General features: G+C 35.4%; 12 protein-coding genes. 1 reads left to right on the forward strand and 11 read right to left on the reverse strand.

Annotated elements, in window-relative coordinates; all coding sequences use genetic code 11:
- The first annotated feature begins 260 nt into the window (after positions 1-260).
- A complete protein-coding gene (locus ACOYLP_RS07590) occupies positions 261-503 on the forward strand; it encodes a hypothetical protein (protein ID WP_422855578.1) in 243 nt (80 codons plus the stop codon).
- A 12-nt stretch (positions 504-515) separates the two neighbouring features.
- Here the strand turns inward: ACOYLP_RS07590 and ACOYLP_RS07595 are convergent, their stop codons facing one another.
- The 11 genes from ACOYLP_RS07595 to ACOYLP_RS07645 all read right to left on the reverse strand — a co-directional run bounded on the left by ACOYLP_RS07595 (position 516) and on the right by ACOYLP_RS07645 (position 11,091).
- Positions 516-950 carry a LexA family protein gene (locus ACOYLP_RS07595; RefSeq protein WP_422855579.1) on the reverse strand — a complete coding sequence of 145 codons (435 nt, stop codon included), beginning with the start codon at positions 948-950 and terminating at the stop codon, positions 516-518.
- Positions 941-2,206 (reverse strand): Y-family DNA polymerase, encoded by a 1,266-nt coding sequence (locus ACOYLP_RS07600; protein ID WP_422855580.1) that lies wholly within the window; start codon positions 2,204-2,206, stop codon positions 941-943. Before ACOYLP_RS07600 ends, ACOYLP_RS07595 begins: the two co-directional genes overlap by 10 nt.
- Positions 2,207-2,296: 90 nt before the next feature.
- Positions 2,297-2,785, reverse strand: coding sequence for a hypothetical protein (locus ACOYLP_RS07605; RefSeq protein WP_422855581.1), 489 nt, complete (start codon positions 2,783-2,785; stop codon positions 2,297-2,299).
- A 113-nt stretch (positions 2,786-2,898) separates the two neighbouring features.
- Positions 2,899-4,281 carry an NADH-quinone oxidoreductase subunit N gene (locus ACOYLP_RS07610; protein WP_422855582.1) on the reverse strand — a complete coding sequence of 461 codons (1,383 nt, stop codon included), beginning with the start codon at positions 4,279-4,281 and terminating at the stop codon, positions 2,899-2,901.
- 7 nt (positions 4,282-4,288) lie between these two features.
- On the reverse strand, positions 4,289-5,725 hold the full coding sequence (locus ACOYLP_RS07615) for a complex I subunit 4 family protein (protein WP_422855583.1): 1,437 nt from the start codon (positions 5,723-5,725) through the stop codon (positions 4,289-4,291).
- Between the two features lie 10 nt (positions 5,726-5,735).
- Positions 5,736-7,613, reverse strand: a complete 1,878-nt coding sequence (gene nuoL / locus ACOYLP_RS07620; RefSeq protein WP_422855584.1) for an NADH-quinone oxidoreductase subunit L — start codon at positions 7,611-7,613, stop codon at positions 5,736-5,738.
- A 6-nt stretch (positions 7,614-7,619) separates the two neighbouring features.
- Positions 7,620-7,940 carry an NADH-quinone oxidoreductase subunit NuoK gene (gene nuoK, locus ACOYLP_RS07625; protein WP_422855585.1) on the reverse strand — a complete coding sequence of 107 codons (321 nt, stop codon included), beginning with the start codon at positions 7,938-7,940 and terminating at the stop codon, positions 7,620-7,622.
- 1 nt (position 7,941) lies between these two features.
- Positions 7,942-8,454: an NADH-quinone oxidoreductase subunit J gene (locus ACOYLP_RS07630; RefSeq protein WP_422855586.1), complete on the reverse strand. Its 513-nt coding sequence runs from the start codon at positions 8,452-8,454 to the stop codon at positions 7,942-7,944.
- Positions 8,454-9,005, reverse strand: a complete 552-nt coding sequence (locus ACOYLP_RS07635; protein ID WP_422855587.1) for a NuoI/complex I 23 kDa subunit family protein — start codon at positions 9,003-9,005, stop codon at positions 8,454-8,456. The genes ACOYLP_RS07630 and ACOYLP_RS07635 overlap by 1 nt, the downstream gene beginning before the upstream one ends.
- Before the next feature lie 12 nt (positions 9,006-9,017).
- Positions 9,018-10,049, reverse strand: a complete 1,032-nt coding sequence (gene nuoH, locus ACOYLP_RS07640) for an NADH-quinone oxidoreductase subunit NuoH (protein WP_422855588.1) — start codon at positions 10,047-10,049, stop codon at positions 9,018-9,020.
- Positions 10,042-11,091 (reverse strand): 2Fe-2S iron-sulfur cluster-binding protein, encoded by a 1,050-nt coding sequence (locus ACOYLP_RS07645; RefSeq protein ID WP_422855589.1) that lies wholly within the window; start codon positions 11,089-11,091, stop codon positions 10,042-10,044. Before ACOYLP_RS07645 ends, nuoH begins: the two co-directional genes overlap by 8 nt.
- Between the last annotated feature and the right edge of the window lie 182 nt (positions 11,092-11,273).

Genomic DNA, 11,273 nt, shown 5'->3' on the forward strand with positions numbered 1-11,273 from the left:
ATGGGCAGATGATGAAAAAATTGAAAAATATAAGTCTATTTTAATTAATGAATTAGTCAAAGAATAATTAAATTATATAGATAAATTTACTTTTTTAGGGTATAACCCTCCGTATGAAGTTATGAATAGGCGCAATGAAGTTGTAGTTGAATTGATTAACTATAAATTATAATTCAACAAAAACCACTTAACTGCATTAAATCTGTAATTATTTGATTTTAATATGGTTAATTATTTTTTATGAACTTATTCATATAATTATGAAAACACCTTTTAACAAATTTCTTTACATTGGATTTTTACTTTTAGGCTTATTCCAAGTATTTTTTTCTAAAGATTATATGCAAGCTACTGCTTCATTAGGAATAGCGTTGGCATTTGACCCCTTCGATCAAGAACAAAAATGGGATGAAAGACCAATGTGGCAAAAAACCGTCTTAATTATTCATCTAGGATTAGTAGCAGCAATGTTCCGATTTGACGTTGGGCTGAATGACAAATAGGACTTTTTTATTTCACACACTTTTTATTACATACGTCACAATGCCCCAAATGATTAACTCATTGTTTTCGGTAACTTTTATGGGTTCAAAAGCTGAGTTCTCAGGCATAAGATAAATACCATCCTTTTTAATTTTAATGCGTTTTACCGTAAATTCACCATCGACAAAACAAATGGCTATTTTGCCATCGCGTGGCTCGAGACTTCTATCGATAACCATAATATCACCATCATCAATACCGGCTCCAATCATAGAATTCCCAGAGGCTTTGGCATAGAATGTGGCTTCGTGGTTTTTTACCAATACATTGTCCAGACTGATTTTGGTTTCGTCAAAATCGGCAGCAGGCGAAGGAAATCCTGCCTTAATGCCACCTGAAATAAAAGGATGCTTTTGGTTGTTTTCCCAATCAGGGTGAAAGAAGTAAATGGCCTTTTTTAACGACATGGTATTTGCAGAATTTCGTTAAAGTTAGTCGTATATCTTTTAGACAAATACTCTTGCTTCATTTTCCAAGTTCGTTGTAAATCTTGACTTCCCAATCGTATTTTGCGTTCGCCTGTTTTTTTATAATGATCGTCAATCACTTTCATTAGTTTCAGATGCTTCGGATTTTCTTCCTCAAAAAGATGGAATTGCTTTTGGTTCTCGGGAATAATTTCGGTAACAATAACGCCTGCCTTTTTATAGATTTCGCCTTCTTCAAAAATAGTCTTAAGCATTTTCACTGCCAGATTGCTGATAGTAATCGAGGAATTACTGGCAAAAGGTAAGGTCTCTATTTTATAAAAATTGTAACGCTGTCTTTCGGTTTTGTACTTGTCTTTTCGCAGATAAAGTATTACGGTATTGCAACACGATTTTTGTTTGCGAAGTTTCTCGGAACAAACCGTTGCAAAGGTTGAAACGCGCTCTTTCATTTCGTCGAGTGTGGTAATATTTCCGGCAAAACTTCGGGTGACTGCAATGGTTTTTTTATCTTTTGGGTCTTCCAATTCCAAAACCGATTTACCTTCCAATTCATATTTTAAGCGCAATCCTACTACGCCCATTTCCTTTTTGATGAAGACTTCGTTATGTGGTAATGTTAAATCATACGCGGTGTTGATGTTTTTAGCTTTCATCTTTTTTGTCAATCGGAAACCAATACCCCAAACATCTTCAATTTTAGTCCACTTCAAAGCTTTAATTCGTTTTTCTTCGGTATCAATAACATAAACACCTTTTGTTTTTTCTGGAAACTTGCGAGCAATTTTATTGGCTACTTTAGATAACGCTTTAGTTTCGGCAAAACCAACAGAAACCGGAATGCCGAGCCATTTCATAATGCGGATTTTCATTTGCAGTCCGTAGTTATGAAAATCAGGTATTTGCATTCCATCAAAATTCATAAATGCTTCGTCTATGCTGTAGGGTTCGGTATGAGGCGTAAAGCCTTCTAAGATTTTCATCACCCGCTGACTCATATCGCCATACAAAGGATAATTGGAAGAAAAGACTTGTATTTTTTTATCTTTTAATTCTTGTCGTACTTTAAACTCGGGTGCGCCCATAGAAATACCCAGAGCTTTTGCTTCGTCGCTGCGTGAAATAATACAACCATCGTTATTGGATAAAATAACAATCGGTTTACCAACCAATTGAGGCTGAAAAACACGTTCGCAGGAAGCGTAAAAATTATTGCAATCGACTAAAGCATACATGAGGTAAATTTACGCAATAGCCGACTATTTTTTTCAGCTGTTGATAACTAAAAAACCCATCTAAATGACTCTTGATGGATTAGCTAGACTTTAAGATTCTGTTTCAGGATTAAGGTTATTTTTCTTTTTTCTTTTGAAGTAGTTCCATGATAATGTACCGGCCATTAGTAATATCCAAAACAGTGGTGTGAAGATGGTATAAACCGGAGTTAAAGAATCGTAACGTAAATAAGGATTGGGATTAGTGTAATCTTCAGGGTTAATACTTAGCCAATCTTGATAACCATTATAGCATTCTATCAACATGGTAATCATGATGTAGAATCTAAGAAGATTAATTGTCTTTGTCACATTACCTCCAAACGAAAACAGGCAAAGAGGAATAAAAAAAATACCGAACTGATAAGCATTGCCAAATTCCCAACCTGTATATGGAATAAGTGTTTCTCTCAGGGATTTGTTAGAGTCTAATCTCAAATACCAACTAAAGACAACCACTAAAGTTGAAAAGATATAGAAAAGAATGATGTCATAAGGTGCTTTTTTAAGAACAGCAAACACTTTTTTTGATATCTCCATATTTTATTTGGTTTTTGGTTACCCAAATATAAGATTTTATTTAAAAAGGTATAAAACAAAAATCCATCAAAATGACTCTTGATGGATTTTAGTATTTTTTAAAAATGCAGTTCTTAGTTTAGCAAATTGGTCACTAAGGATGGATAAATTCCAATGACAATATTTAGTAAAATAGCAATAACTGCAACAGCGTAATATACAAAAGGGACTACTTTTCTATCTTCGGAAGCTTCTTTGGTGTACATCGCCAAAATCAGTTTGAAGTAGTAGCCCACACTTATGATAGAGTTGATTACTGCTGCAATCACGACAACCATATAACCTGCTTTTATGGTTTGGGTGAATAATATAAATTTAGCAAAGAACCCAGAGAAAATAGGAATTCCAGCCATAGACAAAAGTGATGCGGTTAAAACAGCAGCCAACAATGGATTTGTTTTTCCTAAGCCATTAAAGTTGATAATATCCTCGTTGTCTTTGTCTTTGGTCACATAAATAATTACGGCAAACGAAGCGATACCAGCTAATGCATAAGCTGCAGTATAATACAATAATGTAGAAGCTGCGGTCGTCATACTAAGTAGCGCCATCAACATAAATCCGGCATGCGAAACACCCGAAAAGGCTAGCATACGTTTTACGTTTTTTTGGCGCAATGCCATAATGTTACCGACCGTCATAGAAAGTATGGAAATCACTACTACAACGATTTGAAATTTATAATCGATATCTGCGTTTAAAACATCTAATAATTTGAATAAGGTAGCCATAGCAACAACTTTAGCCAACGTACTCATAGTGGCTGTTGTTATTGAAGGTGATCCCTCATAAACATCGGGAGCCCAAAAGTGAAATGGTGCAGCAGCAATCTTGAAAAGCATACCAATAAGTAATAATATAATTCCGATAGTGTACCAGATTGGTAACTCCGCAGAACGTGATAAATTTTTGATATACTCTACATCAAAACTAGTCATGGCTCCATATATCAAGCAAATTCCAAATAAGATAATTCCGGAAGCAAAGGAACCCAATAGGAAATATTTCATTCCGGCTTCGTTACTTTTTACATCTAGTCTTTTGCTTGCCGCCAAGACATATAATGATATAGACAGCACTTCAATACCAAGAAAGAACATGGCTAAGTTTCCAAAAGAAACCATGGCTACAGCACCAGCCAAAAGAAAAATTTTGATGGCAATATAATCTGAAATCTTGGTTGGATGGTCTTTATAAAAATCGCCACTCAAAGCGACTAAGAATATCGTGAGTACAATAAACAGACAAGAGAAGGCCACCGAAAATTTGCTAACTACAATCATGTTGTTGTAGATAGGATTGTTGTAAAGTTCAGTCGCATTAAACTCAGCCATGGTAAGTCCAAGAATGGCTAACAGTCCAAGAATTGCTACCGGAACCAATAGCTTTCTTAAATTAAAGATTTCAGCGATAAGGCAAAAAACACCTAAACCTGATATGGCAATTAATGTATTCATTTTTGGACTATCTATTAATGTTTGATAAAATTTCATTTAAACTCGGCGTAACCAATTCTACTATAGGTTTTGGATACAATCCGAAGAATAATAAAAAGCCGATGATAACAACTAACGTTATTGCTTCATTGGTGGTAACATCTGCAAAAAATTTGGTATTGGTTTCTCCCAACATCGTATTTTGGAACATCTTCAGCATATAATAACCACCCAAAATAATCGTCGTTCCACTCAAAATAACAAACCAAATATTGATTTGAGCTAAGCTATATAAAACGGTAAACTCTCCAACAAAGTTGAATGTTCCTGGCAATGCAACGGATGCCAAAACCAAAATCATAAACATCGAAGTGAATCTTGGTGTTTGTGCTCTGATTCCTCCCATTTCGGATATAGTTCTGGTTTCGTATCTTCTGTAGATAATTTCAGCAACGAAGAATAAGCCAACAATAACAAAACCGTGGGCAATCATTTGTAAAACAGCTCCACTCAATCCGTCAATGGTTAGTGTATAACAACCAGCGGCGATTAAACCAACGTGAGCTAAAGATGAATACGCCAATAATTTCTTCAAATCTTTTTGACGCAATGCTACGATTGAACCATAAATTACTCCCGCAATACTCAATCCGATAAGTATCGGCATATAGGTTTTGGCTGCTTGTGGCGCAATTGGTAATTGCCAACGAATGACGCTGTACAATCCCATTTTTAGCATAATACCTGATAAAAGCATGGTTCCAACAGTTGGTGCCTTTTGATATACTTTTGCCTGCCAAGTATGAAAAGGAATAATCGGAATTTTAATAGCATAAGCCAGGAAGAAAGCAAAGAAAATATAATACTGTTCTGTATCCGATAGCTCTAATTTGTACAAATCTTCTAAAAGGAAACTACTTGCTTTTGTATATAAATAAGCAAAGCCAATAAGCATGAATAATGATCCTGCCAATGTGTAGATAAAGAATTTCACTACTGCTTTTTTACGCTCTTCAGCATCACCATTACCCCAAATTAAAGCAATGAAGTAAATAGGAATTAAAGCCAATTCCCAGAAGATATAATATAATAAACCGTCAGCTGCTAAGAAGGTCCCGGTCATTGCAAACGCCATGAACAATACTAAAGCATAGAAGTTTTTACTGTTATTGAATTTGTTGCCAAAAGATGAAAAGATAATCAGTGGAGTTAAGGCGGTTGTCAATAAAACCATTGCCAAAGAAAGTCCGTCTGCTTTGAAAGCTAAAGCTACTTTAGGCACGTCAATCCAATTGCTTATAAAACTCACGTTTCCACCTTGAGTGAATATTGCTAGTAAATTCAAAGTAACAGCCAGTGCTCCTAAACTAAAAACCAACGCCACTTTGGAGGCTAATTTATCTCCGGAAAAATAGGTGATTAAAGCACCAGCCAACAGTAATAATAATATAGTAGTTACATCCATTATGTAAAAATTATTTTGCTATAAATAAATAAGTTATGATGGCGCAAATACCAATCACTAAAGCGAATAAATACAGTCCGATACTACCGGTTTGTAATTTTTTGCCTTGTATTCCGATGCCATTGGCAACTGTTCCAAAACTGAAAACCACTTTTCCCAAAGCTGGTTCTAAAGTTGTTCTAAAGAAATTAGACAAACTGTTCAAAGGTCTTACAATTAGAAAAGTATAGAATTCGTCAATATAATATTTGTTGTATATCGTTTTAGAAAAGCCAACAATTTCAGCATCTTCTTTTGGTACAAAAGCTTGTTTGATGTATTTTGAATATGCCCAAAGGATTCCAAAAACTGCTCCAGCCATAGCAATTCCCATTAACATATATTCGTGTGAACCTAAAGTATGTTCTTCATGCTTACCACTTAAAATTGGTTCCAAGAAATGGTTTAACCAAGTGCTTCCAGGTAAGTTAATTGCTCCACCAATGAAAGCTAAAATGGCTAATATCACCAACGGAATTGTAATCAGACTTGGACTTTCGTGTAAATGATGCTTTTGTTCTTCGGTTCCTCTGAAGTCTTTGAAGAACGTTAAATACATTAATCTAAACATATAGAAAGCGGTCATGATAGAAGCGATAGATGCTACAATCCATAATACTTTATTATGTTCGAAAGCGACCAACAATATTTCGTCTTTTGACCAAAAACCTGCAAATGGAAATATTCCGGCAATGGCTAATGTAGAAATCATCATTGTCCAGAAAGTGATTGGCATCGCTTTGCGCAAACCACCCATTTTTCGCATGTCTTGTTCACCGTGCAATCCATGAATTACCGAACCTGAACCTAAGAATAAACACGCTTTGAAGAAGGCATGAGTTATTACGTGAAATACCGCTACGTTATAAGCTCCCAATCCTAATGCTAAAAACATTAATCCTAATTGAGAAACGGTAGAGTAAGCCAATACTTTTTTGATATCGTTTTGTAGTAAACCAATTGATGCCGCTACCAAAGCTGTAGCTGCTCCAACAATGGCTATGATGTTTTGAACATCTGGAGTTAAGTCAAACAAGAAATTCATTCGCGTTAACATAAAGATACCAGCAGTTACCATCGTCGCTGCGTGGATTAAAGCAGAAACAGGAGTTGGACCAGCCATCGCATCGGGCAACCAAGTGTAAAGCGGTAACTGTGCTGATTTTCCACAAGCACCAATGAATAGGCATAAGGCTGCAGCACTTAATAAGGCAGTATTTGCATTTCCGGCAAATAGTACTTGTTTTATCTCAACATAATTCAATGTTGAAAATAAACTTCCTAAAATGAAGATCCCAATCAAAAACCCTAAATCTCCAATACGGTTCATTATAAATGCTTTCTTTGCGGCATCATTGTATGATTGGTTTTTATACCAAAATCCGATTAGTAAATACGAGCACAATCCAACACCTTCCCAACCTATAAACATTACCAATAAGTTGTTTCCGATTACCAATGTAATCATGAAGAATATAAATAAATTTAAATACGCAAAAAACTTATGCATATTCTCGTCATCGTGCATATAGCTGATAGAATACAAGTGAATTAAAGAACCAATTCCGGTAACGAATAACAACCAAAGCAAGGACAATTGGTCTAACAGCAATCCAAAATCTAATTTGAAATTATGAACAGAAATCCAATCAAATAAAGAGATTTCAACAGGTTTTCCATTTTGATTTAATTGCGCGAAAAAGCAAATGCTCAATAGGAAAGAAATCAAAACCGTAATCGTTCCGATGGCACCTGAAATTCCTTTGCTTACTTTTTTCCCAAAGAAAACATTGAAAAGAAATCCAGCAAATGGAGATAAGAGTAATACTAAAGCTAAAGTTTTGTCCATTTTAGATTATCCTTTTAAGTTCTTTAAATTAGCGATATCAATTGATCCAATATTTCTATATACAGATACTAAAATCGCCAAACCAACGGCAACTTCAGCAGCGGCAACAGCCATCGAGAAGAATACAAAAACTTGTCCTTCGGCATCCTGACGAAAAGTTGAAAAAGCAACAAACAATAAGTTTACGGCATTCAACATAATTTCGATCGACATGAATACGATAATAGCATTTCTTCTGTACAAAACTCCAAAAACGCCAATACAAAATAGCAATGACGCAAGGAAAATGTAGTTTTCGATACCTATTTGATTTATAACATTATTCATCTTACTTTTCTGTTTTTTCTTTTTTAGACAATAAAACAACTCCAATCATAGCAACTAACAATAGTATAGAAGCAAATTCAAATGGCACCATATATTCGTTTAATAATAAAGTTCCCAATTTTTTTATAGATTGATAATCTTCGGTTGTTGGGAGTTCATCACCTACAATTGGGTTCGAATTGATGAAAATTGTTACTAAAACTACACTAATTAAAATACAAACAGTAACCGCACCAAGTCTTGTAATTCGTGGTTTGTGTACTTCGTCTTCTTTGTTCAAATTCATTAACATGATCGTAAATAAGAAGAGAACCATAATAGCTCCAGAGTAAACAATAATATGAACTATCGCTAAGAATTGAGAATTAAATAATAAATAATGACCCGCAATGGTGAAAAAGCAAATCACCAAATAAATGGCACTGTGAATAGGGTTTTTACTATAAATCGTTAAAAACGCCGAAGCCAACGTAATGGCTGATAAAAAGTAGAATGTAATTAATATAGACGACATTAGTTAGCGTTTTTAAGTTGAGCATTTTTTATTGCCATTTCTAAAGGCATTACCAATTTGTCTTTTCCAAAAATGAAATCTTCTCTGTCATAATTTGCAGGAACTAATTCTTTTGAAATCGTCAAATAAATAGCGTCTTTTGGACAAGCCTCTTCACATAAACCACAGAAAATACAGCGTAACATGTTGATTTCATATATCGAAGCATATTTTTCTTCACGGTACAAATGTTCTTCGCCAGGTTTGCGTTCTTCCGCTTTCATAGTGATCGCTTCAGCTGGGCAAGATAAAGCACATAAGCCACAAGCAGTACAGTTTTCTCTGCCAAGTTCGTCTCGTTTCAACATATGTTGTCCACGATAAACCGGGCTAAATTCTCTTACTTGTTCAGGATATTGAATGGTTGCTTTTTTTCTAAAAAAGTGTTTGATGGTAATAAGCAATCCTTTGATGATGGCTATTAGATATAATCTTTCCCAAAAAGTCATTTCCTTATTGGAAACTTGTTTTTTTGTTCCGGAAAGCGATATGCTTTGTATTGATGTTGACATAATTGCTGTATCTTATTTAAAAGCTAGAATGCAAATTCCTGTTATTACTATATTGATGATCGAAAGCGGAATTAAAATCTTCCAGCCTAAATTCATCAATTGATCGTATCTGAAACGTGGTATTGTCCAACGAACCCACATATAGAAGAAAATGAAGCAGCATATTTTAACAAATAAAACTCCGATTCCTAAAATGTTTGCTGGGTTTACACCCACATTGTCAACCATCCATTGCATTCCCGGATAGTTATAACCTCCAAAATAAAGTACTGCTAAAATGGTTGATGAGATAAACATATTAGCGTATTCAGCAAACAAGTAGAATCCCATTTTCATCGATGAGTATTCGGTATGATAACCACCAATTAATTCCGATTCACATTCTGCTAAGTCGAAAGGCGTTCTGTTGGTTTCTGCGAAAGCACAAATCAAGAAGATTAAAAATCCAACTGGCTGGTAGAAAACATTCCAGTTCATTCCGGCTTGTTGAATAGAAATTTCTTTTAAGCTCAAGGTTCCTGTCATCATAATCAAAGCAATAATAGATAATCCCATTGCCACTTCATAAGAAACCATTTGTGAGGCAGCTCGAACGGCACCCATTAGGGAAAACTTATTGTTAGATGCCCAGCCACCAATCATAATTCCGTAAACGCCAATAGAAACGATGGCAAAAATGTATAGTAACGAACCATCAATATCGGTCGCCTGTAAAATAACATCGCGGCCAAAAATATGCAATTTATCTCCCCACGGAATTACGGCACTAGTCATCAAAGCCGTACTCATGGCAATTGCTGGTCCAACAAAAAATAAGAATCTATTTTTAGTATCGGGTTCAAATTCTTCTTTGGCAAACAATTTCATTCCATCGGCAAGTGGTTGTAATAATCCGCCCCAACCAGCCCGATTTGGACCAACACGGTCTTGCAAAAATGCTGCAACTTTACGTTCAGCCCAAGTAGAATACATCGCCATAACCATCGTTATTGCAAAGACAACTACAATCAAAACGCTTTTTTCTATAATAAAGGCACTATCCATTTTTCTTTGAATTTACTGGGTTACCGTCTATTTTCTCGTTGTAATCTATCTCGGCCATACTGATTTTTTTGCGGTCGATATCTCTTCCTTGCAAAATTCCTTTTTCGGTTTCAATAACTACTGAATCTAATTTACCAAAATGTTTATTCTGATTGATAACTGAATCTTTTTCGAATTTTCTCGGTCCTTCAATTACCCAATCAGCTATGTCTTTTTTGTCGAAACGACAAGTATTACAAATAAATTCTTCCACTTCATGAAACTCATCTTTACGGGCAGTTACTCTTTGAATTTCGTTACCGAACATCCAAACCGTAGTTTTTCCGCAACATTTATCACAATCTCTATGGGCATTAAATGGTTTGTTAAACCAAACTCTCGATTTAAATCGGAAAGTTTTATCAGTTAAAGCACCAACTGGACAAACATCAATCATATTTCCAGAGAATTCATTGTCAATGGCTGCCGAAACACAAGTCGAAATCTGAGAATGATCACCACGATTTAAAACGCCATGAACCCTTCCGTCAGTTAATTGGTCAGCGACTTCTACACAACGTTGACAAACAATGCAACGGTTCATGTGCAATTGAATTTTGTCGCCAATATTTTCTGGTTCAAAAGTTCTTTTGTCTTCAATAAAACGCTGTTGCAATTTACCGTGTTCGAAGCTTAAATTTTGCAAATCACATTCGCCTGCCTGATCACAAACAGGACAATCTAAAGGGTGATTGATTAAAAGGAATTCGGTTACAGCATTTCTAGCATCGCGAACGCGTTCAGAAGATTTGCTAGTTACTTCCATTCCGTCCTGACAACCGGTAACACAAGATGCCATTAATTTTGGCATTGGTCTTGGGTCGGCTTCGCTTCCTTTGGTAACGTCTACTAAACAACAACGGCATTTTCCGCCGGTACCTTTTAGTTTAGAATAATAACACATGGCTGGCGGAACAGATTCTCCACCAATCATACGAGCCGCTTGCAGGATGGTTGTTCCTGCTTCAACTTCAATTTCTTGACCGTCTATGGTTACTTTCATTATCTATTTGTTTAAAAGATTAAAAGTTTTGAGTTAAGCGTTTCCACTTCATACTTCCAACTTCCAACTTCTGACTTTTATATTATATTTGTTGTTTTGCTACTAAGTGCTTTACTTTTTCAAAAGGCTCTGCTTCAAAGTGATCTCTATTTTTTACTTTTTCTGGGAAACGAATGTGGTAT

This window comes from Flavobacterium sp. (assembly GCF_049318325.1).
Taxonomy (GTDB): Bacteria; Bacteroidota; Bacteroidia; order Flavobacteriales; family Flavobacteriaceae; genus Flavobacterium.

Excerpts from the sequence above, each read along its gene's own strand:
- nuoH (WP_422855588.1), bottom strand. The coding sequence starts at position 10,049 with ATGGATAGTGCCTTTATTATAGAAAAAAGCGTTTTGATTGTAGTTGTC.
- ACOYLP_RS07605 (WP_422855581.1), bottom strand. The coding sequence starts at position 2,785 with ATGGAGATATCAAAAAAAGTGTTTGCTGTTCTTAAAAAAGCACCTTAT.
- ACOYLP_RS07635 (WP_422855587.1), bottom strand. The coding sequence starts at position 9,005 with ATGTCAACATCAATACAAAGCATATCGCTTTCCGGAACAAAAAAACAA.
- ACOYLP_RS07645 (WP_422855589.1), bottom strand. The coding sequence starts at position 11,091 with ATGAAAGTAACCATAGACGGTCAAGAAATTGAAGTTGAAGCAGGAACA.
- nuoK (WP_422855585.1), bottom strand. The coding sequence starts at position 7,940 with ATGAATAATGTTATAAATCAAATAGGTATCGAAAACTACATTTTCCTT.
- ACOYLP_RS07615 (WP_422855583.1), bottom strand. The coding sequence starts at position 5,725 with ATGGATGTAACTACTATATTATTATTACTGTTGGCTGGTGCTTTAATC.
- ACOYLP_RS07590 (WP_422855578.1), top strand. The coding sequence starts at position 261 with ATGAAAACACCTTTTAACAAATTTCTTTACATTGGATTTTTACTTTTA.
- ACOYLP_RS07630 (WP_422855586.1), bottom strand. The coding sequence starts at position 8,454 with ATGTCGTCTATATTAATTACATTCTACTTTTTATCAGCCATTACGTTG.
- ACOYLP_RS07610 (WP_422855582.1), bottom strand. The coding sequence starts at position 4,281 with ATGAATACATTAATTGCCATATCAGGTTTAGGTGTTTTTTGCCTTATC.
- ACOYLP_RS07595 (WP_422855579.1), bottom strand. The coding sequence starts at position 950 with ATGTCGTTAAAAAAGGCCATTTACTTCTTTCACCCTGATTGGGAAAAC.
- nuoL (WP_422855584.1), bottom strand. The coding sequence starts at position 7,613 with ATGGACAAAACTTTAGCTTTAGTATTACTCTTATCTCCATTTGCTGGA.
- ACOYLP_RS07600 (WP_422855580.1), bottom strand. The coding sequence starts at position 2,206 with ATGTATGCTTTAGTCGATTGCAATAATTTTTACGCTTCCTGCGAACGT.